The 22,596-nt window shown below is 71.2% G+C and carries 16 protein-coding genes; 6 read left to right on the top strand and 10 right to left on the bottom strand.

Translation table 11 applies throughout. The features are described 5' to 3' along the window. Positions 1 to 4 precede the first annotated feature (4 nt). Positions 5 to 1,060, bottom strand: coding sequence for a ferredoxin reductase (locus ACZ4VA_RS19115; protein ID WP_389392260.1), 1,056 nt, complete (start codon positions 1,058 to 1,060; stop codon positions 5 to 7). Positions 1,061 to 1,147: 87 nt separating this feature from the next. On the opposite strand from ACZ4VA_RS19115, the gene ACZ4VA_RS19110 reads away from it, so the two are divergent. The 3 genes from ACZ4VA_RS19110 to ACZ4VA_RS19100 all read left to right on the top strand — a co-directional run bounded on the left by ACZ4VA_RS19110 (position 1,148) and on the right by ACZ4VA_RS19100 (position 4,445). Beyond that, positions 1,148 to 2,287 (top strand): PucR family transcriptional regulator, encoded by a 1,140-nt coding sequence (locus ACZ4VA_RS19110; protein WP_468082144.1) that lies wholly within the window; start codon positions 1,148 to 1,150, stop codon positions 2,285 to 2,287. Between the two features lie 313 nt (positions 2,288 to 2,600). Continuing rightward, positions 2,601 to 3,179, top strand: a complete 579-nt coding sequence (locus ACZ4VA_RS19105; RefSeq protein WP_468082142.1) for a hypothetical protein — start codon at positions 2,601 to 2,603, stop codon at positions 3,177 to 3,179. A gap of 405 nt (positions 3,180 to 3,584) precedes the next feature. Next, positions 3,585 to 4,445, top strand: coding sequence for a nuclease (locus ACZ4VA_RS19100; protein ID WP_356175831.1), 861 nt, complete (start codon positions 3,585 to 3,587; stop codon positions 4,443 to 4,445). A 77-nt stretch (positions 4,446 to 4,522) separates the two neighbouring features. Here ACZ4VA_RS19100 and ACZ4VA_RS19095 read toward each other — a convergent pair whose 3' ends face one another. From ACZ4VA_RS19095 to ACZ4VA_RS19075, 5 genes are all read right to left on the bottom strand, one after another. Continuing rightward, on the bottom strand, positions 4,523 to 6,226 hold the full coding sequence (locus ACZ4VA_RS19095; protein ID WP_468082140.1) for a hypothetical protein: 1,704 nt from the start codon (positions 6,224 to 6,226) through the stop codon (positions 4,523 to 4,525). After that, positions 6,223 to 10,692, bottom strand: a complete 4,470-nt coding sequence (locus tag ACZ4VA_RS19090; protein WP_468082138.1) for a hypothetical protein — start codon at positions 10,690 to 10,692, stop codon at positions 6,223 to 6,225. Before ACZ4VA_RS19090 ends, ACZ4VA_RS19095 begins: the two co-directional genes overlap by 4 nt. Continuing rightward, positions 10,689 to 13,505, bottom strand: a complete 2,817-nt coding sequence (locus tag ACZ4VA_RS19085; protein ID WP_468082136.1) for a hypothetical protein — start codon at positions 13,503 to 13,505, stop codon at positions 10,689 to 10,691. The genes ACZ4VA_RS19090 and ACZ4VA_RS19085 overlap by 4 nt, the downstream gene beginning before the upstream one ends. Before the next feature lie 5 nt (positions 13,506 to 13,510). Beyond that, the gene (locus tag ACZ4VA_RS19080) at positions 13,511 to 15,445 is read right to left on the bottom strand and encodes a DUF6603 domain-containing protein (RefSeq protein ID WP_389392266.1); all 1,935 of its coding nucleotides are present in this window, start codon (positions 15,443 to 15,445) and stop codon (positions 13,511 to 13,513) included. A 306-nt stretch (positions 15,446 to 15,751) separates the two neighbouring features. Continuing rightward, complete coding sequence (locus ACZ4VA_RS19075; protein WP_355794281.1) at positions 15,752 to 16,237, bottom strand: hypothetical protein; 486 nt, start codon at positions 16,235 to 16,237, stop codon at positions 15,752 to 15,754. Between the two features lie 304 nt (positions 16,238 to 16,541). Here ACZ4VA_RS19075 and ACZ4VA_RS19070 point away from each other — a divergent pair, with 304 nt between their 5' ends. The 3 genes from ACZ4VA_RS19070 to ACZ4VA_RS19060 all read left to right on the top strand — a co-directional run bounded on the left by ACZ4VA_RS19070 (position 16,542) and on the right by ACZ4VA_RS19060 (position 18,990). Then, complete coding sequence (locus tag ACZ4VA_RS19070; protein ID WP_356175845.1) at positions 16,542 to 17,345, top strand: AfsR/SARP family transcriptional regulator; 804 nt, start codon at positions 16,542 to 16,544, stop codon at positions 17,343 to 17,345. Beyond that, positions 17,264 to 18,142 carry a peptidoglycan-binding domain-containing protein gene (locus ACZ4VA_RS19065; protein WP_356175848.1) on the top strand — a complete coding sequence of 293 codons (879 nt, stop codon included), beginning with the start codon at positions 17,264 to 17,266 and terminating at the stop codon, positions 18,140 to 18,142. The genes ACZ4VA_RS19070 and ACZ4VA_RS19065 overlap by 82 nt, the downstream gene beginning before the upstream one ends. Before the next feature lie 80 nt (positions 18,143 to 18,222). Next, positions 18,223 to 18,990 (top strand): peptidoglycan-binding protein, encoded by a 768-nt coding sequence (locus ACZ4VA_RS19060; RefSeq protein ID WP_468082133.1) that lies wholly within the window; start codon positions 18,223 to 18,225, stop codon positions 18,988 to 18,990. A gap of 22 nt (positions 18,991 to 19,012) precedes the next feature. Here the strand turns inward: ACZ4VA_RS19060 and ACZ4VA_RS19055 are convergent, their stop codons facing one another. From ACZ4VA_RS19055 to ACZ4VA_RS19040, 4 genes are all read right to left on the bottom strand, one after another. Further along, positions 19,013 to 20,200 carry a DUF2235 domain-containing protein gene (locus ACZ4VA_RS19055; RefSeq protein ID WP_356175853.1) on the bottom strand — a complete coding sequence of 396 codons (1,188 nt, stop codon included), beginning with the start codon at positions 20,198 to 20,200 and terminating at the stop codon, positions 19,013 to 19,015. Between the two features lie 287 nt (positions 20,201 to 20,487). Beyond that, positions 20,488 to 21,108 (bottom strand): hypothetical protein, encoded by a 621-nt coding sequence (locus ACZ4VA_RS19050; protein WP_355795480.1) that lies wholly within the window; start codon positions 21,106 to 21,108, stop codon positions 20,488 to 20,490. Between the two features lie 77 nt (positions 21,109 to 21,185). Then, positions 21,186 to 21,344, bottom strand: a complete 159-nt coding sequence (locus ACZ4VA_RS19045; RefSeq protein WP_356242433.1) for a hypothetical protein — start codon at positions 21,342 to 21,344, stop codon at positions 21,186 to 21,188. Positions 21,345 to 21,384: 40 nt separating this feature from the next. After that, positions 21,385 to 21,834: a hypothetical protein gene (locus tag ACZ4VA_RS19040; protein ID WP_356175858.1), complete on the bottom strand. Its 450-nt coding sequence runs from the start codon at positions 21,832 to 21,834 to the stop codon at positions 21,385 to 21,387. Positions 21,835 to 22,596: the final 762 nt, after the last annotated feature.

The raw sequence follows: 22,596 nt of genomic DNA, 5'->3' as shown, positions 1-22,596 counted from the left end.
GTTCCTACCGTTCGATGTCGCAGGGGCCCGCCGCGGCGGACACGCAGGTCTGGATGAGGACGCCCGGCTCGGCCTCGGTGATCTCGCCGGTGCGCAGGTCGCGGACGGCGCCCGCCTTGAGCGGCGAGACGCAGCCGAAGCAGATGCCCATGCGGCACCCGGAGGGCATGAGCACACCTGCCTGCTCGCCGACGTCCAGCAACGGCGTGGCGCCGTCCGCGTCGACGCTCTTGCCGGTGGCGCTGAACGTGACCTCGCCGCCGTCACCGGCGACGACGATGCTGGGGCGGAAGCGTTCGGTGTGCAGGCGCTCCGGGACGTCGTGCTCGCTCCAGTGCTTCTCGGCGGCGTCGAGCAGGCCCGCAGGCCCGCAGGCCCAGGTCTCGCGCTCGGCCCAGTCGGGCACGATTTCGGCGAGGCGGGCAATGTCGAGCACGCCGTCTGTGTCGGTGTGCACCTCGGTCAGCCGTAGCTTCTTCGCCGCGACCAGGTCGTGGAGTTCGTCGCGGAAGATCACGTCGTGCGGCTGTGGCGCGCAGTGGACCATGACGACGTCGTCGAACTCGGCGTCGCGCAGCATGCCCATCACGGGCGTGATGCCGCTGCCGGCCGTCAGGTAGAGCACCTTGGCCGGTTTGGCCTGCGGCAGGACGAAGTCGCCGGTCGGCTGGTCGAGCTGGACCAGGGTGCCAGGCTTCGCCCGGTGGACCAGGTGGTGGCTGACCTTGCCGTCCGGGATCGCCTTGACGGTGATCGTGACGCGGCCGTCCCGGCGGTTTGTCGGCGAGGTGAGGGAGTAGGCACGCCACATGCGTACCCCGTCGACGTCGACCCCGATCCGCACGTACTGACCTGCTGTGTGGCCGCGCCAGCCCCGTCCCGGCCTGATCACGATGGTCGCGGCGTCACTCGTCTCGGGGTGCACGGCCTCGATGCGCCCACGCAGGTCAGCGCCCGCGCGCAGCGGGCTGACCAGGTCGAGGTAGTCCGACGGCAGTAGGGGCGTCGTGACCATCTCGAGCAGTTTCCACGCCCTGCTGCGGAGGGCTGTACTCGTCATGACTCCAGCTTGCTGCGCCTCAGGGCGTAAAGTCCTGACCGCAGGATGTGAATCTGGTCGGTCGATTTGTTCGCAGGGAACAAGAACATGAGTTACGCAGTCCAGCGGGCCAGCGAACTGGACCTGGATGAGACGACGGTCACCGCACTGCGGGCCGCGCTGAAGAGCACCGCCGACGAGGTCGTTCAGGCGATCATCGACGAGGTCCCGCCCTACGCCAACGCCCTTTCGGGCCACATGGGCGTCACCATCCGCCGAGCCGTCCGCACCGCCCTGGGGCATTACCTGGACCTCGCGAGCGGGAACGCCACAGGCGGCGACGCCGGCGACGCGGCCTACGAGCTGGGCCGCGGCGAGGTCCGCGACGGTCGTTCGATGGACGCCTTGCTCAGCGCCTACCGCGTCGGTGCCCGTGTGGCCTGGCGATGCCTGGCAGCGGGTGCCGTGCCCGCGGGTCTGCCCGCCGCGGAGGTCGCCAAGTTCGCAGAGCTGACCTTCGCCTACATCGACGAGCTCTCCGCCGCCAGTGCCGCGGGCCACGCCGACGAACTGGCCGCTCGGGGCAGGGACCAGGAGCGCCACCTGGAACACCTGGCCCGCGACCTCCTCGCCGGTGCGAGCCCGGACGGGCTGCTGGCCTCTGTCCAACGGGCCGGGTGGCAGCCTCCGGTGTCGCTGACCGCGGTCCTGCTGCCCGCGGCCCATGCCCGACCCGCCTACCGCGCGCTCGACGCGAGCACCCTCGTCCTCGATGATCTGCCGGACGCCAGCGGTGTGCTGCTCGTTCCCGACGCCGACCGATCGCATCTCCTGCGGAGGCTGACCGGCCGCAATGCCGTGGTCGGCCCGGCGCGCCCATGGACGCGCGCGTCCGCCTCGTACGCCCGAGCCGTACGCGCGCGTTCCCTGTCCTCTGAGATTCGCGATACCGAGGAACACCTGCCGGAGCTGGTGCTGAGTGCCGACCTGGAGGCGTTCGCGGACCTGCGTGCCCGAGCCCTCGCACCTTTGCGGACCTTGCCTGTCGCGACCGCACGGCGGCTGGAGGAGACTCTGCGGGCGTGGCTGCTGCACCAGGGCAGGCGGGACGAGACGGCGGCGGCCTTGTTCGTCCATCCTCAGACAGTCCGGTACCGGATGTCGCAGGTGCGGGAGCTGTTTCCGGATCTCGCCTCGCCACGCCAGGTCCTCGAACTGACGCTGGCGGTCGGTCTTCAGGACAGCTGAGTCACGGCATCGTTCTTGATGTCGTCAGCCGGCTCGCTGCTCGGGCAGGAGTGGTGCCGTGACGATCGGCGTCACGGCGACGGCTGCACGTCCGGCGCTGTGCTCTCGCAGTACAGCTGAGGGCCGACACTGAGGGCACCGCGCAACTGTCGAGCAGCACTGTTGCCCTCACTCCCCGCCCTGTTCGCCCTCATCCAGCCCGAGCGCATCCGGAAGGCGAACGGTCGCAAGACACCGGCGGCTTACAACTTCGCGCGCTGTCTGTGAGTCCAACTGCAGGTATCACAGGCATACGGTGCTTGGAGGGTGAGGGATGCAGGTAGGGAAGCGGGTTGCCGTCACCGGTGTGTTGGCTGCGACGTTGCTGGCGGTGGCACCTGGGGCGGTGGCGGGTGAGCGGGACACCTCGGTGAGTGTGACCCGTGAGAGGGGTCACGCGGCGACGTGCCAGGCCGAGCGGGACGGCATGCAGGTGTCGTTGGAGCTCTACGAGAACTCCGCCTTCGGTACCCACATCGGCCTGTCGCTGGAAGTGGACGGGCAGCAGTACGGGGGTGGCGGGCCCGTCGAGCCTGGTCTGTTCGACCGGGGTGCCATCGTCGGAGAGGTGGCATACGGCCGGCTGGAAGGGGCCGGGGTCGCTGCGGGGGAGGAGCAGATTGCCCGTATCGAGGGCTCGTACGAGGTGTCCGGCCCACGCGTGCGGGTGAAGGATGTGTACCAGGAACCGTGGGGCCAGGTCGTGGCGAAGGGCTGGCGGACTCCGTTGACTGCCGAGGTGGCCGTGAATGTGCTGGGGCGGCAGGTGCGTCTCACCTGTGATGAGGCGTTCGCTTTCGACCTGAGGGTCAAGCGCGTCGGCCAGCCGGGAGCCGACGAGCGGGCAGGCTAGGAGAACACGGGAGCGGGGGTTTTGGGGCTCCCAGTGGCCCTGGGTACCCCCGCCCCCTGGCCCGCGGCCGCCGGACCTGGGCTGGCGGAGGCCAGGTCTGAGGTGCCGTCTAGGGCCTGTCGTTTGGATCAGGTCGGTGTCGCGGGGTCTGGCACGCACATCTGCGGCGTTGTCGTCGGTCGCCGAAGCTCCGCTTCGACTCCCTCCTCCGCCTTGCAGCTGCACGCACCAGACCCCGCTCGGGCCGGCTGGGACAAACCGTCTGTCACGGCCGGCCTGATCCAAACGACAGACCCTAGGCGCCCTCAACTGGCTTTGAGGCGGGGGCTTGTTGCCTTCCATGAAGTGCGAAATGCCCTATTCGGCGGCATAATTGGACGGAGGGGGACTGCCTGAGGAGTCGCCATGCCCATGCTTCTGATCAAAGGCCTGTACGAAGTCAAGGGCTCCCAGCCGGACGGGGACACTGTGGCCTTCACCCCCGACGAACCGGCCGAATGGGATCTCGTGGGCGGCGGACGCGGCCGCGCCGTCGAGCACAGTGCCACGGGCCGCGCGAAGCTGCGGCTCGACGCGATCGACGCACTGGAGACGCACTACGGTGCGAACCGGGTCCACCAGCCCCTGCAGTTCGCCCACGCCGCGCGCGACGAGTTGCTGAGCTGGATAGGGTTCACCGAGGTCCAGCGTGAGGGCGAGAACGTGATCGCCACCACCCCGGACGCGGTCCCCGGCTTCGTCCTCACCCGAGGCACCGACGTCCACGGCCGGTGCATCGCCCTGGCGGGCCGCGGCGCACCACCGGGGGACAGCGGACGGGAGATCGACGTCGACCCCGCCGTCCTGAGGACGACGCTCAATCACCACCTGCTCACGGCGGGCCTGACCTACCCGACGTTCTACCGCAGCCTGTTCACCAGCCTGCGCGCCGAGATGGCCATCACCGCCGAACAGGCCCGGACAGCGGGCCGGGGCCTGTGGCCGACTGACGTCACCCTGAGCGGGGTGAAGGTGAGCGGCCTGTCCTCGCTGACGGACGACGCCGTGCTCCTGCCCAAACTGTTCCGCCGCCTGGTGGACTACCTGAACCTCGGAACGCTGCCGCTCACCTGCTTCCCCGCATTTCTGGCAGGCGTGGGGGACCGGTTCTCCATCCTGTCCACGGGCGAGCGCTGCGTGGGACTGCACCGGGTCGTGGAGACCACCAACGGCGAGATCGTGCGGATGACCCACCCGCCCGAGGACCTGCTGTTCGAGGACTCCTGACAACAGCTGAGACTCAGCTGAGACCGGCATGAGCCCCGCCCGCAGCGGGCGGGGCTCATGCCGGTCCCGGTCTCAGGTCAGTCCTGCTTCAGCACGTCGAACCGCAGCCCGCTCGACCCGCCCCCGGTCCCGCTCACCTTGCGGCGGGTGGTCCACGCGTGCGCGGAACCGTCCTGCCACCGCGTGAACTGCCGACTGCGCTCGACACGGATGCCGGAGCGCGGCACCTCCTCCTCGTAGAGGCCGGTCGTCTCGGCGAGGAGTCGGCCCAGCGGAGCCTCGAGCGAGGCGTCGTCGCGGGCCAGACGGGCCAGACGGAAGCGGATGGACTCCTCGTCGGCGAGGGTTTGCGGCACCAGGGGGTACCAGTGGGCGGGTACGTCGGTGGCCAGCAGATAGCGCGGGGCGGCCTCGGCAGGCGGCTCCGCGGCGCCCGGGGCCCGCGCGGGGGCCGGTGTGGCGGCGATCCAGCGCGAGTAGCGGTCGACCCGCTCCTCGGCGCGGTCGGCGACCGTTTCCTCGACGGCCCAGGCCAGGTTGGCCTGTTCGTCGCGCAGCAGGAGCACCGATTCGACAGCGGGGCTCTCCAGACCGTCCGGCAGGGACGCCGGCCGGTAGATCCAGGGCGAGGGCGGCATCGCCATGCCCTCGGCCGGAGGGATACCGCCGTTGGAGCGGTCGCCCAGGCCGAAGAGGTTCCAGCTGACGAAGTCGCGGGCGGTGGCGTGACCGAGGGTCGTCTCGCCGCCGAAGACGTCGTGGACGGAGCAGTCCACGACCCGGCTCAGGGAGCCGACGACGAGCGGTAGCGGCACACAGAACCAGTCGTTGCCGTAGACCGTGGCGAACGCGATGAGCATCAGCCGGCCCAGGTCGGCGGGGGAGGCGTCGACGGAGCCGAAGTCGACGCGGGCGTCCTCCATCTCCCAGAACCGGGACACGGGCATGCCGCCGTACACCGCCGGGGTGGGGACGATCGTGCGCTGCTCGCGCGTCACCGCGGCTGCGTCGACCGGCAGTTGGGCGTCCGGGGCGGCGTCCACGGCCCACCAGTCGAGGTGACCGCCGTGGTATTCCCCGGCGTGGAGTTCGAGGCCGGGCAGACTGGAGGCGCGTACCTCGAAGGCGTACTCCAGGCGTGCGGGGTTCCATGCCTCGGGCGGCTTCGCGGGCTGGGGCGGCGCGGCGTCCGGGACGTGCGCGTGCCACCAGGACAGCCAGGTGACGGCCGCGCTCGCCAGGGCCTCGCGCGCGGCGTCGGTGTCGGGTGCGTCGAACTCCTTGGCGGCCGTCTGGTCGCGTTCGGCGATCCGGGCCAGCCAGGGTGCGAGGGCGACCGGGTCGGGGAGCCGGTCGCGCACGGCGGCGGAAAGACCGGTGGGGGCCAGCGGGCCGTCGGTGGCGAAGGGGCAGACCCGGGCGAAGGCAGGCAGGAGGGTGACGAGTCCGGCGGCGGTCAGCGCGCGCCGCCAGCGCATCGCGCCGGCCATCGCCAGCCGGGCGTCGAGGCCGTTGCCGGGTTCCCGTTCGACAAGGGACTCCAGGACCATCGTGTCCGGCTCGTACGGCTGCCACTCGGCGTCGGGACGGGTGCGCCAGCCGTCCAGCCGGTGTGTCTCCTGGGCGAGCGAGACCGTGACGGGGGAGGCGGCGTCGTCGCCCCGGAACTCTCCGAACGCGTACTGCCGGGCGAGGAACCAGGCGGCGTCGGCGGTCCGGGCGGCGAGTGCCTCGTCCATGCCGGTGTCACGCGGCACGGGTTCGTACCGGAACATGGTCATAGCGGTCCCCATCCGTGTGCCGGCATCGTCCACTGCATGGGCAGCAGGCCGCGCAGCTCGTAGAAGTCGGTGAGGTCCATGCCGCGCAGCCGGGCGAGCGCGAAGGTCTCCTCGACCACGGCGTGGACGTCCTCCATCCGCCAGCCGCGTGTGCGGTCGGGCGGCAGCGCCAGGAGCAGAGCCTGCGGGGCGCGGGCGTCGGGCTGGTTGTAGTGGAAGGCGAGGCCGCCCAGTTCCTCCGGCGGGTGCTCGCCCACGCCGGGCTCGGGCACGGACTCCGTCCAGGAGTCCACGATCAGTCCGGCGGTCCTTTCGGCATCAGGTGCACCGTCGGCGCGCAGCACCGCGCAGTGGTGCGGGAAGGGATGACTGCGCGACGCCACGGGTGCCCGGCCGCGGGCGATCCAGGGCTGCCCGGCGGGTAGTTGGGCCACGACGGAGGTGCAGGGGGCCGTGCCGGCCAGCGTCTCGGCGGCCGTCAGCGCGTCACCGAAGGCGCGTGTCTGGGGCCGGACGCGTTCCATCTCCAGCAGCCAGTCCGCGACCGTGTCCTCGTCGGCGTCCTGCGGGGCGGGGCCGGTCAGCGCGCTCGCCGCGGCGCTGCCGCCCAGGTGGAGTACGGGCAGGACGGGCAGGGTCCAGCCGAGCACCGAGGTGAGCGTCGCGCGCAGCCTGGTCACCCACTCCAGGACCGCCGACGGATCCTGCGGTGGCGGCCCCGGCAGGGCGGGAAGCGGCTCGGCCTCGAAGCGGTTCAGCACCGCGAGGGCCTGCCCGCGGAGCGACTCCACCCGATCGGCGCCCTCGTGGGCCGACGGCCACGCGCCGGACATCCCCAGGTCGGTGAGAGTCTCCAGGACCCGGACGACCTCGTCGGCCGTGCCCGGCAACGCCTCCACCCGCTGGCGCAGTTCGGCGAGAGCGAGGGTCACCGCCCCGTGCCAGGCCGTGACGCGGGCGGCCAGCTCCGGCAGGTCGGCGGCCGACCAGTCGGCGCCCGCGCCGGGGTCGAGGTCGGTGACGAGCAAGGGTCGGGCGGCGGCAAGGACTCCGGCCAGCGACCGGCACAGCAACTGCAGCTCGCCGAACCGGGCGGCCCCGGTGTCGGTGACCCGGGCTCCCGCCGGGACACACCGCAGCAGCCGGTGCGCCAGCACGCTCTCGGCCCCGGTCACGGCGTCGGGCTGCCGGTCGGCGCCGTCCAGGAACAATCCCGCGCCCAGGACGACGTCCAGCGCGCAGACCCCGAGATCGGCGAGGGAGACCTGGGCGGGCGCGGCCGGGTCACCGAAGGCGAACGTCCAACCTGCGGCGTCACCGAGCCGCGTCTGGCACCAGCGCTCCAGGGCGGGTTCCAGCGCGGCGAGCGGCCGGCCCGCCGTCCAGCCGTTCGTGCCGGTGGAGGGGGCCAGCAGACCGAGCCGGTGGGTGAGCGCGACGGCCGAGCGTGGGGTGCGCAAAACCTCGAACTCCTCGGGCAGCGTGTCGCCGCGCGCGATGCCGTCGGCGGCCACACCGGCCCGCAGCGGATGGCCCGCGACGAGCTGGTGCACGCTTTCGGTGAGCAGCAGGTCGCCGACCGCGTCCACGGTGGCCTCCAGGTCGTTCACGAGCGGACCGGCCCGGTCCAGCAGCGGCCGGCTCTGGTCGGTGAGCACCTCGGTGAGCGAGTCGAGGTCCTGGAGCTGACGGCCGTGGGCCGTGCAGTCGGCGACGAGCGCCCGGCCGTCGACGACGTCACGGGCGGCCGTCGCGGTACGGGCCTCCTGCGCGCCCGGCGCGTCCGGCTCGGCGAGGTGCGGGGTGGGATACGCGGCGCGGAAGGGGGCGATCAGTCCGTCCAGGTGGGCGTCGTGCAGGGCGCGTTCCAGCTGGTAGCCCAGCAGGGCGCCCAGAGTCTGGCCGGAGCGGACGCCGTCCACCACGGCGAGGGCCTGGCGCACCCGGCGCGCCGGGAGGTCGACGCGGAAGGCCTCCGCGTCGGTGTGGCTGAGCCACCCGGAGCGCAGGACGGCGGCGGTGGTGGCGTGGTGCATGGAGGGGGCCACGAGATAGCCGTCGTGGATCTCCTTGATCTTTTCCCTGGCGGGCTCGGCCGGAGTCTCGTCGTCGGTCGGTGCCTGGGGGTTCTCTTCCGGGTTTCCCATGATCTCCGGGTCCCCGTCGTCCTCCGGGTCGGTCGGCACGGACTCCTCGCCGAAGCCCAGGGGACGCAGGTCGGTGACCCAGCCGTACGCCCCGAGGTGGGTGCCGTCGGGGCGGTCGCGGCGCAGCCGGTTCAGCCGGGCGGAGGCGACGGAGGTCATCCAGGCGTCCAGGCGGTGGCTCTGCGTGTCCAGCACCTCGCACAGCAGGAGCTCCAGCCGGGGCAGGTCACCGTCGGCCAACTCCTCGGCCGCGGCGAACTGGTCGATGGCGGTGGCCGCCCAGTCGAAGAACTCGGGGACCGTGCCGGGCGGAACCGTCACCTGACCGTCCGTCAGGTCGATGACGGGGTCCACGGTGCCGCCGGACTGCAGCCGCTGGTCGAGCCGGAAGTAGTACAGGTGAAGGGCCATGATGCCGAGGTGGTACCAGGGCCCGAGCTTGCCGCTGCGGGTTCCCTCGAAGGCGGGGCCCAGGTCCAACAGTCGCTGGGTGACCTCGGGCGGCACCTCCTGCTGGAGGGATTGCAGGTGGGCGAACTCCTGCAGGGCGCCGAGGAGCGTGCGCAGCGGGTGGGCCCGGAGCAGTTCCCTCACCTCCGGCGCGGGCTCGGCGGTGAGGGTGAACTCCAGCGGCTGCGGCAGGAACGCCGGGTCGGGCGGCTGCTGCCAGGCGAAGCCGCTCTTGTACGGGATCGTGCCGGTCGGCGTGTCCGGCGCGGGCTGGAACGGCGGGCTGACCGGCTCCTGTTGGACGAAGCGCAGCCGCCGGGAGGCGGGCAGGCGGTGCAGCAGGTCGTTGATCACCTCGTCGGCGTCACCGCTGCCGAGGGTAGGTGAACGCCAGCCCTGGGACTCGGCGAAGGTGCGGAAACTCTGGAGGTGTTCCAGGATCCGCAGGTCGACCTCGGTGCCGTGCCACAGGTCGAGTGAGGTGACCGGCAGGATGCCGTAGGGCTGCCGCCCGATCCGGAGCGTGGGCAGCGTCCCGCGGCCGCGCACGTGCTCGACGAAGTGCTGGACGAGGAAGGTCAGGTCGACCTGGGTGTCGGAGTCGTAGTTCATCCAGTTCGTGGACGCGGCGGCCATGGCACCGAATGCGGCGTGCAGCCGGCGCAGCAGGTCGTGGTCGTCCACGTCGAGTCCGTCGGCGGTCTCGGCCAGCACGCGCCCGGCGGCGGGTCCGAGGGCCCGGGCGGCGCGGGCGGCGGCCTGAGGGCCGCCAGGCGCCAGGTCACCGAGGGCGGCGCGCTGCTCGTCGGCCTTCTCCGGGCTGGGCGGCGGCATCCGGGTGCGCCAGGCCGACCTGGTGGACTCGGTGTTGTTGGTCGGCGTGCCGGTGGGCAGCACCGCCAGGCCGTCGGTGCAGCGGTGGGCGTCCAGCAGGGTGCCGATGAGTTCAGCGGTGTGCTCCGAGGTCCCGCCGCGCACCCCGGCGACGGTGACCAGGCTGAAGTCGGAGCGCATCTCGCCCTCGATGAGCACCTTGACACCCATGCCGACCCGCACGGCCTCCTCGAAGTCGCTGAGCCAGCCGGGCGGCACCGGGCTGTCCGGGCCGAGGCCGACGTCGAGCACCTCGGGGACGGGCGCGCCCTCCTGGCGCCAGACCAGCCCGATCTGTCCGTCCCCGACAGTCTCGTAGCCGGAGAACACCAGCCGGTCGGGCAGAGCGTACGTGTGCGCCGGCCGCGTCCAGCAGCCGTCGCGGCTCTGCGGTTCCACCGCCCAGGGGGCCGGTGAGGGCGCGCTCGCGCCGGGCGGGGTCTCGGTCCGTGGCGGATCCTGCAGGCCGGGCCGCAGCGCTTTCACCGCCCATGCGGCGCGGCCCGGACCGGTCACGGCGACGAGTTGCGCCCAGGCTGCCTTGCGGCGGTCCTGGTTGGGGCCGGCCGCCCAGACCTCGCACCAGTACGCCTCCGCCGCGACACGTTCGGCCGGGGTCAGGGCCGGCTCGTGGGAGTCGACGTGGATGTCGTCCGGGTAGGCGCGGATCCACAGCTCCAACGCGGCCTCCCCGGCCTTGCGGTACACCGTCTCCAGGCGCAGCGGCAGGAGCAGCAGCGGGTCGGAGTGGCTGTCGGCCGACCACAGCTCCGGCTCCTCGCAGGCCAGCTCGTGGTAGGTGTCGCGGGCGGCTTGATAGCGGGTCTGGTTGGTGGCCGCCTCCTGGCCCTGGGCGAGATGTTCGGCCTCCAGGCCACTCTCCCCGGACTCGATGCGCTTGTCGTACATGGCGAGTCCGGCGCGGGACCAGTCGAGCGCGATCCGGGCGTCGGCGACGGCCCGGCGGGCCTTGGCCAGTTCCAGGTTGACGGTCACCGTGGATCTCCGATCAGTTTGCGGGCCGACATGACGACCCGGAAAGGCCGCTGCAGACTCACCATGGCCACGGTGGCGGCGTTCCACCGGTCCGGCCGGGGTTCCTGCTCCGGCACGGCGGGCATCGCCGAGAGGTCGGCGAAACCGCCCTCCGGGACCTGCCAGCTCAGGTCCGACCAGTGCCGGTACGGCGGCGCCGGGACCACCGGGTTGTCGAAGCCGAACCGCATCCGGTAGCTGTTCTCGGCGAGTACGAACCACCAGTCGTGGATGTCCCCGGGCAGCACGAACGCGTACGCGCAGGTCCGTTCGTCCAGGGTGAGCACCATCTTCGGGTGCTCCCAGGTGCTCTGCCCGAGGTCGGCCGCGCCCACGGACTGGGCGGGGACGGCGGCCACGACCATCTGGGGGTACCGGCGCACGAGGCGGCCTCGGATGAGCAGCACGTCCAGCTCGCCCGCGCCCAGGGAGAGCTGGGCGCTCAGCGTGCCGTCCGGGTCCCAGGCGTGCACGGGCGGTACGTCCGGCTCGCCGTCGGGGCGCGGCCAGAAGTGTGTGAAGGGGCTGCCGCGCAGGTCGGTGGGGTATTCGCGCCAGCGCATCTCGCCGTTCATCTCGTCGTTGACGCCGACCATGAACGAGGCGATGAACGGCGCGTTGGCCTGGAGCAGCACGGCCCGGTCGTCGGGGATCGTCCCGGAGCCCGGGAGGAACCAGTCGCCCGCGGTGTCCTGGAGTGCCAGGGCCATGGGCGCGGGGAAGTCCGGGGCGGTCATGACCGGCTCGCCGGGCGTGGCGGGCACGGCGAGCGCCTCCTCGGACAGGATGGTGACGGTGCTGTCGAGCCGGGCCGCCAGCAGGGGCCCGGGGTCGAAGGCCTGGGCGAGGCGCTCGCGCATCCCGTGCGCGTCGACGGGCACACCGAACTCCAGGATGTGCGCCCCCGGATCGTCGCCCATGGACGCGTCCGGCGACAGCGCGGTGTCTGGCTCCGCCAGCGTCATCACGGCGTCCGGCGACTGCTCGGCGAACGCGGGGGACAGGCCACCGGTCAGGTCGGACAGCTCCACGGCGGACAGCGCCTGGAACATCCGCAGGGCGTCGGCCGGTCCCGTCGTCCCCTCGGCGGGCGCGATGCCCTCCGCCGGGCGTGCCACGAGCGCGGTGAGCGCACCTGCCTGGGTGTCGAAGCCGTTGGCCCACGCCGACGGCGCCATGGCCGACAGCAGCCTGAGCGTCCGGGCGCCCCGCGCGGTCGCGGTCGCACGCAAAGCCGTGCCCACCTTGGCGTTGAGCTCGACGCTGTCCTCCCCCGCCAACTGCCCGGCCTCCACCGGCCGGGTCAACATTGCCGTCGGCAGCGGCGGCAGCAGCTCGCCGCTGAGCGTGCGGCGGACGTACGACTCCCCGTCGAGGCCCGCGCGGCGGGCGACCGGCCCACGGCGCCGCAGCAGCCGCCGCAGGGCCGGGGCGACCAGCTCGTTAGGGGCCGGGCTGACCACGACCTCGGTCCGCAGCGGCAGTTCGCTCCCGGTGCGGACGCGGTCGCCCACCGCAGCGGCGAGCCCGAGCGTCTCGTCGGGGCTGAGGGTCTGCACACTGCGCCGGTAGACGGAGTCGGCGACCGCGGTGCAGAAGGCGGTACGGCTGCGCAGCCGGTTGGCCTCCCGGACGTCACCCACCTGGTCCCAGGCCCGGGCCATCAGCCACTCCTGGTTCTCGCGCACCCAGCCCGCGCCGAGGGATGCCGCGATCCGGGTCTCCGGATTCAGGTTGAGCTCGGCCAACCACCCGGACTCACCGTCCTCGACGTCGTCGCGTACGACGGGACGGCCGCCGTACAGCGGCGGTGCGACGGCGTCCTCGGTGCCCCGGCTGATGTGCCGGGCGACGCGGGAGGCGAAGTCGGCGAGGGCGGTGACGGCCTGTTCGGCGGGGGAGTCGACGAGCTGGAGCACGCCCTGCACGGTGATGGTCTGCCGGGCGCCGGGCGGATCGGCGGAGGCCAGCGGCGGGCCGTGCAGCCACGGTTGGGTGATGTCGACCGTCCGGCCGGACAGCGGGCCGCGTTCCTCGGCGGACAACGGGACGATCGCGGTTGCCAGTTGCTCGAAGTCGCCCGGGGCGCCGGTGTGGAACTGCCAGCTGTAGTAGACCGGCAGCCGGACGCCGCCCTGGTCCCGGCGCCAGGCGTCGCCGTGCTGGTCGACCTCGGTGAGGCCGCCGGACAGTCCCGCGGCGACCCCGCCCTGGAAGGCCGGCACGACACAGGCCGTGTAGTCGGTGTCCGATCTCAGGTGCAGTGGGCACAGCAGCCGTGAGATCAGCGGACCCGACTGGCCCGCGGGGCGCTGGACGTGGGCCCACTGCCACGACTGGTCCAGCGGCGGCAGGGCCGTGGCGTCGACGTCCACGAAGGGCAGTGGCCCGCCGCCCTGCAGGGGGTGCCCGGCGGTCTCGACGGCGACCAGCACCAGCCAGGGCCGCAGCATGCCCTCGCTGGGCCGGGCGGGTGTGAACAGCCAGGGCAGTTGGGGCGCGTCGAACTCCACGCAGACCAGGTAGTTCGGCTCGGCGTCCTGGATGCCGGGCGGCGGATCGACCCGTAGGACGTGCCTGGTGTCGATGCCGATGACGGCCTCGGGGCCGAGCATCCGCAACGCGTCGCCGGGCGGCCTGACCGGGATCTCACCGCCCGGCCCGAGCAGGGTCAGCCCCGGATCCAGCAGCGCGGGCCCGTTCGGTACCGTGCTGCGGATCGCTCCGCCGACGGGGCTTTGCAGGTACGGGGCGAACTGGAGGTCCTCGGACATCGGGGTCACACCTCCCAGGCCTCGACCGGCCGCACCCCGGCCATACCGGCGTACAGCAGGCGCAGCTCCCCGTTCGTCGCCGACGGCGAGGCCGGCAGGGAGGCGGCGGTCATCGCCCAGGTCGACGCGGCCACGACGGGCGGCTCGTGGGACACGAGCAGTTTCACCCCGGCCGGCCACCAGATCGGGTCCCGCAGGGAGACGGTGGCCGTGATCTCGGCGCGTACGAGCGCCTCCAACCGCAGGAACCTCAGCAGGTCGAGCAGCCGCGTCGGGTTCGGGTCGGGCACGACCTTCGTCTCCCAGTCGAGCGAGGCCGTGACGAACGCGTCCTCGTCCGGCTCACAGGTGTCGGCGACGAAGCGGACACCCGACCGGTACCTGTCGTACGCGGGCGCGCCCAACTGCTCGTCGTCGGTGAGCCTGCGGAACTGGCCGGGGGCGAAGTTGTCCGTGGTCGCTCCCGCGTCGGCCTCCTCGCCGCCCAGCGAGGCCGAGGCGATGTCCCACTGTTCGGCCGGTTCGACGAGCGAGGGTCCCAGGCGCTCGATGTCCACACCGAAGGGCAGGACGCGCTGCTGGGCGACGACGCCGCCATGCGGGTGGACGCGGCGCCCCTCGCCGATCTGCCGGTTGGCGGCGGGGGACAGCAGCACCGGGATCCGGTCGCCGCCCGCAGGGGGCAGCGCGCTCCATGCCTCCGGGCGGGCGAAGGCCTCTTCCAGTCTGCGCCGCAGGTCCGCGCGTGGGGCCGGCAGGGTGGGAGGCGGGTTGCCCCAGCGTTCGTCGAAATCGAAGGAGGCGCTGAACAGGAACAGGTCGATGCTGCCGCGCCCGACCGCGTGCCAGGGGGCGGGTCCTTCCAGGGTGAGGTCGAAGGCGACGCCCACCAGGGACTCGCCGAACACCTCGACCGACAGCGAGCCCCGCATCCGCGCGCTGAACGACAGGCTCGGCTCACGGTGGACCAGGACGTCGAGCCCGAACTGGCCGCGCAGCCCGCAGCCGGCGATCTCCGCGACCAGGGAGAGCTGGGCGCCGAACTGGAGGGTGTTGGTGGTGATCGCGAAGTACGCCTGGCAGCGCAGCTGGATCCATGGCACCGGGGAGAGGTTCATCGACAGCCGGTGCAGCGCCGGCACACCCCGCGGGACCGCGAAGGCCGGGTGGAAACCGCCCGCGCTGAGCACGAATGTCGGATCGGGCCCTCCCCGGCTCAGCACCAGCACGTCCCCGTCGAGCGGCACCCCGGCCATGTGCGAACCGCTCAGGCTCGCCATCAGGAACGTGCTGGGCTCGGCGCTGTCGTACTGTCCGGCGAAGGTGGCCTTGAGCTGGATCAGCGGCACCTCCGGGTCCGGCACCGCGACCCGCAGGATTCCGAGGAGGGACAGCCGTACCGGGTCGGGGACCTCGGCCACGACGGCCGCCGACAGGGAGACCATGCGGCCGCCCCACGAGATCTGGAACATCGGCCCGACGACGGTGCGCCCCGGCACCGTCGGGAACAGGGCCGGCAGCCGGGGGACGACCCGTTTCGCCGCCGCCACCGGGTCGGGTGGAAACAGCAGTTCACCGGCGGTGCCGTCGGCGATGGCGGCGATCAGGGCGTCCCGGTTCACCGCCTTGTTGACGCCCACGACACCGCCGACGCCGCTCAGCGCGAAGCCGAGGCCCAGCTGGACGCCCGGCTCGGGGAAGGTGGCGCCGAGCAGCGCGACGAACGCCGGACCGCCCGGCGCCGCCAGATCCAGCTGCCCGAAGGCGGTCACCGTCGTGGCGGGCACGGTCGCGCTCAGCACGCCCGAGAAGGAGCGGAACTGCCGGCGCTCCAGCCTGCCCCGCAGCCGCACCGGGGGCAGCGGGGAGTCGATCTCCACCGTCGCCGGGAGCCGGTCGTCGGCCAGCCGTTCCAGATCGAGTCCGAAGATGCCGCCCATCACTCACCTCACGGTCAGAACCGTCCGGCCCGGGGGCCGTCCATGGGGGAACAGGTCGAAGACGTGCTGACCTGCCTTGACCTGGCGCGATCCACTGCCCGTGGGCTCCGCCGCTGCCCGGCCATGCGATGGTGCGGTCGCGCACAAGGAGGTCCCGTTGGCGTTGTTCGGAGGGACGACGTGTACCCGACGGCCTCGTGGCCACCGCCCCTCGGACAGGCGCCCTTCTCCGGATCTCCGTCGTGGAACATCGCGTGGCACTTGCCGCAGTACCCCGGGTCCCGCACCGACATGGGACTGCTCCCTTCAGTCCACGTGGTACGAGACGTAGTAACAGGACTTCTCCTCCTCGGAGAAGGCGATCTTCGACAGGTCGCCCTGTCCCTGCTCACTCTCGTCGATGGTGACGGAGCCCAGCCTGTCGTCGTTGGCAAACGGGCTGCTGTCCTTCTCCCAAAGGAAGACCGTCGTGGCGCCCTCCACGGGCAAGGCGAGTCCGACGGGGATCCGCGCTCCCGCGGCGGCCTCGAACGGGTCGCCCGGCGGCCACACCCTGTTGTCCAGACCGGGCGAGTCGGTGGTAGTGGCATACAGGTCGTCCGGTGCCTCGTTCGCGGCGTCGCTGATGAGCCGGCCGATGTCGACGTTCCCGGTGAGCCGGTCGATGAGCTGGGCACCCGGCAACTCGTAGACCGGGGCAAGCAAAGTGTTGATCACCGACCCGAGGTCGAAGTCGGTCGACGTCGCCGGCCGCACGCAGATGAACTCCTCGATGGTCGCCGTCGCTGTCATGGCGTCCTCCTGTCGGTCCTTGGCCCGACTGCCGGGCATTCCCCGCGCTCGCCTCTCCTGCGCCGCGTCCGACGCTACGGACGCGGCGTCAGCGCACCGTCACCCCGACGTCAATGACGGTCCCTCCGGGCCCGGTTGCAGGGGGTGAGCAGGAGTCTGAAAATGAGAAGGCGGTACGCGTCGTCGACCCGTGCGACGTTTCGGGGGCCCGGTCGAGGCGGCGAACGCGACCGTGCGCCCTCGATGCAACGAAAGGTCCGCGCGAGGCGCGCCCACGCGAAACCGTGCGCGCGAGGCGATCAAAGTGGCGTCCTCTCTTCGGCTGAGACTTCTCGGCGAATTCCGTCTGGAACTGGGCACCGAGCATGTCGACCTCTCTGGCAACGCCCAGCGGCTCCTGGCCTTCATGGGACTGCGGGGGCAGGCGTGCCGCACGGTCCTCGCCGGCACGCTGTGGCCCGACGTCACCGAGGGCCATGCCAGGGGCAGCCTGCGCACCACCCTGTGGAAGCTGCCTCACGCCGAACCGCCGCTGGTCAGCTGTTGCGGCGACGTCCTTCGGGTCACCCCCGACCTGCGGGTGGACGTCCACGCCCTCACCCGGACAGCGCTCGGTGTCGTGCAGGGCAACGCCCCCGCACCGTACGCCCTGTCGTCGCTGGGACTGCTGACCGTCGAGGATCTGTTGCCCGGCTGGGACGAGGACTGGGTACTGCTGGAGCGTGAGCATCTGCGGCAGCTGCGGCTGCACGCGCTCGACGAGCTGGCCGAGGCCCTGACAAGACAGGGCAGACCGGCCCTCGCGATCGAGGCGGGCTGGGCCAGCGTCCGGGCGGAACCGCTGCGGGAGAGCGCCCACCGGGCGGTCGTGTCAGCCCATCTCGCGGAGGGCAACGTCGGCGAGGCGGTGCGCCATTACGAGGAGTTCCGCCGCCTGTTGGAGGAGGAACTCGGCGTCGCACCCTCGCCCCGGTTCGCCCGGATGCTGCCCGAGCGAGCCGGAGCCGGAAGAAGGAAGGCAGCACCATGCACCAGAGCGTCCGCGACTACTGGATCACCTTCAACGACCCGCTGGAAGGACGCGTCAACTTCATGTACCTGGACGTGAAAGGGTATGTGAGCACCGGCATAGGCAACAAGATCGACGAGACGGCACGGGACAATTCCGCGCCCACCCCGCAGGAGCGGGCCGCTTCACTGGCCGCCGCGGGCAGACTCCGTTGGCTCGTCAACGACGTGGACGCGGAGGCGGCGAGCGACGAGGTCGCCCAGGAATGGGACACCGTGAAGTCCCACCTCGAACTGGCCCCCGTCGGCCACAACAGCTTCCGGCCGCCCCTGACCCGCCTGCACGTGGACGACGACGAGATCGACCGCCATGTGTTCGAGAAGCTCGACGAGATGGCGGGAGTGCTCATCGGCCGCGACGGCTTCGGTGACTTCGACTCCTGGCCGGCCAACGCCCAACTCGCCGCACTGAGCATGTCCTGGGCGATGGGTCCGAAGTTCAGGTTCCCCAAGTTCCAGGGGCACGTGGGAGTGCGGAACTGGGCGGGCGCGGCGGACGAATGCCACTTCACCCCGGACGTCGGCACGATCAGGATCCGGAACAAACTGGACCGGGCGCACTTTCTGCTCGCCCTCGACGCGGAGTCCCAGGGTCTGCCGCTGGAGCAGATCGTGCTGGACCTGTCGGACGTGTTCGGCGTCCAAGGGGCCCTGCTCGCCCTGCACTTCACACCACTGACCCAGGACGGCGCGGACGGCCCGCTCACCCAGGGCAAGGTCAAGGAGTTCCAGGCAGCCAACGGCCTTGGCGAGAACGGGGCGTTCGACGACCCCGACACCCTGTCCGCGCTCGCCTCCCAGCTCTCCGCACAGGGCTTCGTCGTGGCTGGGGCCTGACCCCAGCGCCCCGAGTGCCACAGCGAAGAGACGGGGGAAAGGACAGGTCCAACGTTAAACAGATGGAGAGGTACGGCATCATGACCGCGTTCACCCTCGACATGTCCGGCCCGTTCCAGCCGGGTACCGGCGCCACCGACCTCGGCGGACCGAACGTCGGCGGTCACCAGCCGCCGCACTGGTACGAGCAGTACGGCATGGACTTCGGCGCCGCCGAAGGCACCCTGTTCCGCGCGGCTTTCGACGCACACGTGACCCGGTACAACCCGCACGACCCGGCCGCCGACACCCCCAGGGTGTACGGCGCCCAGCTCTTCATGCGAGCCCCCAACGACATGGTGGGCGTCTATTACACCCACATCGCCGATGTGCCGGCCGGAATCACCGCCGGCTCCTCGGTCGCCAGAGGCGATCCGCTGGGCACCGTCTGCCGCAGCGGCCCGACAGCAACCCACCTCCACTGGGCCCTAGTCGAGATCATCGGCGGCGCACCGGCCGGCCAGTACCAGGGGGTCGACCTCCATGAGTTCTTCCTGGGCATCACCGGCACGGACACCGTGGCGTCGGTGACCTTCTCTCAGGACGGTTCACCGCCGATGCCCGGCGGTGGCGCCGGTCGCCCCAGGGAGTTCCATCTGGCAGGCGTCCGCGGTATCCAGGAAGCCCTGACCGCGCTCGGCTACGACCCGGGCCCCATCGACGGCATCGACGGCCCGCGCACCCAGGCCGCGGTGAGCGCGTTCCAGCGGGATCAAGGGCTGGCCGCGGACGGGCAGTGGGGGGAGGACACGCATGCCGCGATGGTGGCGGCTCTGCAGGCCAAGGGATTCCTGGTGGACGGAGATTGAGCTATCGGGGAGTGCGGTCGCCTCAACGGCCTACGCGGCCGACCGCCGGCGCGGACGCGGCCGGCGGCATCGTCGGCAGGCCGGCCGTGAGGTCCGACAGGGGGACCGGCTCCAGCCGGACCCCCTCCTGGTCAGTGAGATACCGCCTGAGCCCAGGGGGCCGGTATCCGGCGTCGTGCTCGTAGCGCTCCTTGGCCGGGACGGCCAGGAACTCGTTCCCGTCAGGCTCGTTCCTGTCGTTCACCGCGCTGCCCAGCGGTCGGTGGTAGGCCTTGGCCAGCCGGTACATGTGCGTACGCGACTCGTGCAGCTGACCCGAGCCGTCCGGCTCGATCCGGAAGCCCACCCCCTTCTGCGGACTCGTCTCTTCCGGCCCAGCCGCCCTGAACGGCTCGTCGTCGAACTCCAACCCGTAGCGCCGGGCCTGGTCGACCATCCACAGCAGGGCGATGTCGGAGAGCCCCGCCTCCGTGTACCCACCACCGACATCACAGTGCACCCCGGCGAACCAGACCTGCTTCAACTCCTGCCCGTGCCGGGCGGCGTCGGGCTGCTGGTGCCACAGCGCCGGCCGGAACGCCGAGCGCTTCTCGTCGATGGCCACTGCGTGGAAGGCCCCCTTGACCCAGCTGCTCAGCTCGGTGTCGTGGAACGCCCAGCGGTGGTTGAACGCGTTCACCGGCCACTGGAGCGGAGCGGCGCTCGGCATAGGTATGCCCAGCGCACCCACCGTGTCCCAGACCCCGATGAAGTCGATCCCGGTCTCGCGGGCGTACGAACGGCGGAACAAGGTGGATGCCGCGCCGCTCGGATGCTCGTTCCGGTCGCGGTAGAGGGACCATGCCGCCTGTGCTCGGTCGGCGTGTTCCCGCCGTAGGATGCCGCAGTTGCGCACCAGCCCCGCCAGGCTGCGGGCGGTGAACGCCCCACGGCTGAAGCCGAAGAGGAACAATTCGTCGTCGGGCTCGTACGTCTCGACGAGGAACCGGTAGGCCTCCGCGACATTCCGCGAAAGCCCCACACCGAAGGCGCCGCCCCGCAGCCGTTCCCACCGGTCGGTACCGACGCCGCTGTGATAGTAGACCCGCTGATCTTTCCCGACGGCGGACCCCTGGCGCACGGACAGAGCGACTTTGGCAACGTTCGTCTTGCTCGGCTGGTCGGCGTAGTTCCATGTGCCGTCACAGCAGACGACCAGACGCTTGGCCATGACCATCCCTCCTCGCGAGAGCGTGGAGCGGCGTGTAGCACCACCTCCATGCTTCCACCACCCATCGGGCCGCGCCATCCGTGAGCGGTGCGCCCCGCTCACGGCATGTCCGCACGACCCGTAGGCGCAGCCAGACCGAGGACTGGCGTAAGTTGAATCTTCCGCCTGCCAATGACAGGGAAGTTGAATTACCGACATCCGGATCAGGAATTACTCATGATTCAGTCCCGAAGCGGAACGGATATCCTGATCCCAGGCGTGGCAGGTACGTTGCAGCCGTACGGACGTCAGTCGATCCTGACGCAGTAGACGAATGGGACGCTGACCGTCCGGCGACCCGACGTCAGATCGACCGCGTAGACATTGGAGTTCGGGTTTCCGGGTGCGCACCGTGCGCTGTAGCCGGGGACGAAACCAAAGCTCCCGCCAGGGTGCCCGGGGTGCCTGGTGGCCGTGACCGTCCAGGACTTGCTGACCGCGCCGGAGAACACGATGCGGACCCGGCCGTTCACATTGAAGTGGTTGCCGCTGACCTTCAGCTTGCCGTTCACCGAAGTGACCCACACCCGCACCGCCAGTCGCCGGTCGTCGGCCTGACGGTTGTCGTACCGTGCCCGAGCGCGGGTCTGCGGGGTCACACAGGTGAGGTCGTCGGATCCCCACGCCTCACGCCAGACGTAGCCCTGCTCGCAGTAGCCGTTCGCGAGGGTCCGGCCGGGAGCCAGAGCGTTGTCGTTGGCGGTGTCGGTACGCGTCTGCGGTGTCACGCACACGAGATCGCCGGCCCGCGCGAGCCGCCAGACATATCCCTGTCGGCAGGTGTTGGGCCCGTAGTCCTGAGCGCCTGCGTCAGACGGCGCGATCAGCGCGCCGCCGATTCCGGCGGCAATCACCATCGCCGAAGCCATGAATCGCCTGAACATAGTCGCGCCTCCCCGTTTACGAGGTCGCAATGGTTAAATCGTCCACTTCCGTCGAGTAATCATCAAACTCGAACGACGTGACCGTGGATGAACGCGCGCGGGAACGCCCCCGGCGTGAAGTCGTGCGGGATTTCGCCGGACAGGTCCCGGCACCGAGCGCGCTGCGGCAGGGAGTCCAGGTCGTCGAAGGAGGCGACCTCGGCGTCCGCCCGCACGCTCATTCGCTGGGCTTGAAGCCACTGCGACAGGGGTTCCCAGTTCTCACCGCGTGTTGAGGTAGAGCTGGGGAGACCAGGCGGTGCACTTCGACCGGGAGAGGGTCCCTCGGTTGCACGCCTGGATCATGAAGTTGTAGTCGCCGTGGCGGGCAGGCCACTTCCACAGCGCCTTCCCCGCGGGCAGCTCGCTCTGCTGCCAAGGACCACCTGGGGCGGCCCAGCGGACGTTGTAGTGCGTGGCGCGGTACCCGCCGTACAGGACATAGACGTACCCGTTGCACCGGTTGTACCGCGCGCCGATGTAAGGCGAGTTGCTCCACTTGTACCTGTTCGGAGACCCGCCGATGTTGGTACCACCATCAGGCGGATAGGCATCCACGTAGCACCCTTGCGCAGCGGCATCAGTAACCACCGTCGGTGCCATCATGCCTCCGGCGGCGACGGCGCAGGAGGCGAGCGCCACCGCCGTCCGGCGCATCGTCAATGCAGCCATTCTTCCCACCGTCCTTCCAGCAAGCGGAGTTTGCCGACCGCCGTGCCCGCCCGCGATGGAGCGATCCCATATCAGTGTCGAGTTCAGATCCCGCCGGCGCGCGCCTCGAAGGGGCCTGCTGGTGACTTGGTTCCATCGACTGCTTCGCGGCTTCACGCCCAACGAGCCGGACCACCCAACGACGGCCCTCATAGCTAGATTCTCACTGCGCCATGTGTGTTGCATCTCGGGGCGGCCGCCATGTATTGGCGGCCGACGAACTCGTGCACGTGGCCGCGGCTCGGCGCCCACGCAGTTCGTTGAACCAGGTACGAAGGAGGCGGGGAGCGCGAGTTGACAGTGGCGGAGTACCGGATCACTGGGCTTTGGTCCGGCTCCGGCGGATCGGCCCGAACCGGCATCCGGGCCGGGAATGCGGTGAACAGCCGCCAGAGAAACGGCCAGTTCATCCAGGAGTTGAGCGAAAGGGCCAGGCCGGTCTGGGGCGCTCGCCATCGGTTGCCCGTGCGACGATCCCCGGACAGCCCGCGCGAGGAGAGCGATGGGCACCTGGGACGTCGGCCCCCGAGCGGTGTTGAGGTGGTGACACCACGCCCGCGGAGTTGGGGATCCCTTGCGGGCCCGGCCATCCAAATCGCCGGCACCCGCGACCCCGCCCCCGAGGTCAGAGGGGCAGCCGTGGCGTCCTCGGCTCATCGCGTGACGAGACGGAGACCGACCTGCATGTGGCCCGCACCGACGACACGGATCGCGGGGTCCGGT

The sequence above is a fragment of the Streptomyces sp. NPDC028308 genome, assembly GCF_055565855.1.
The sequence above is the reverse complement of the archived record's forward strand: the minus strand, read 5'-3'. Positions and strand labels throughout refer to the sequence as shown.

Excerpts from the sequence above, each read along its gene's own strand:
- ACZ4VA_RS19050 (WP_355795480.1), bottom strand. The coding sequence starts at position 21,108 with ATGGCTTCGGCGATGGTGATTGCCGCCGGAATCGGCGGCGCGCTGATC.
- ACZ4VA_RS19045 (WP_356242433.1), bottom strand. The coding sequence starts at position 21,344 with ATGAGCGTGCGGGCGGACGCCGAGGTCGCCTCCTTCGACGACCTGGAC.
- ACZ4VA_RS19085 (WP_468082136.1), bottom strand. The coding sequence starts at position 13,505 with ATGTCCGAGGACCTCCAGTTCGCCCCGTACCTGCAAAGCCCCGTCGGC.
- ACZ4VA_RS19100 (WP_356175831.1), top strand. The coding sequence starts at position 3,585 with ATGCCCATGCTTCTGATCAAAGGCCTGTACGAAGTCAAGGGCTCCCAG.
- ACZ4VA_RS19095 (WP_468082140.1), bottom strand. The coding sequence starts at position 6,226 with ATGACCATGTTCCGGTACGAACCCGTGCCGCGTGACACCGGCATGGAC.
- ACZ4VA_RS19065 (WP_356175848.1), top strand. The coding sequence starts at position 17,264 with ATGCACCAGAGCGTCCGCGACTACTGGATCACCTTCAACGACCCGCTG.
- ACZ4VA_RS19115 (WP_389392260.1), bottom strand. The coding sequence starts at position 1,060 with ATGACGAGTACAGCCCTCCGCAGCAGGGCGTGGAAACTGCTCGAGATG.
- ACZ4VA_RS19055 (WP_356175853.1), bottom strand. The coding sequence starts at position 20,200 with ATGGCCAAGCGTCTGGTCGTCTGCTGTGACGGCACATGGAACTACGCC.
- ACZ4VA_RS19060 (WP_468082133.1), top strand. The coding sequence starts at position 18,223 with ATGACCGCGTTCACCCTCGACATGTCCGGCCCGTTCCAGCCGGGTACC.
- ACZ4VA_RS19105 (WP_468082142.1), top strand. The coding sequence starts at position 2,601 with ATGCAGGTAGGGAAGCGGGTTGCCGTCACCGGTGTGTTGGCTGCGACG.
- ACZ4VA_RS19040 (WP_356175858.1), bottom strand. The coding sequence starts at position 21,834 with ATGGCTGCATTGACGATGCGCCGGACGGCGGTGGCGCTCGCCTCCTGC.
- ACZ4VA_RS19075 (WP_355794281.1), bottom strand. The coding sequence starts at position 16,237 with ATGACAGCGACGGCGACCATCGAGGAGTTCATCTGCGTGCGGCCGGCG.
- ACZ4VA_RS19110 (WP_468082144.1), top strand. The coding sequence starts at position 1,148 with ATGAGTTACGCAGTCCAGCGGGCCAGCGAACTGGACCTGGATGAGACG.
- ACZ4VA_RS19080 (WP_389392266.1), bottom strand. The coding sequence starts at position 15,445 with ATGGGCGGCATCTTCGGACTCGATCTGGAACGGCTGGCCGACGACCGG.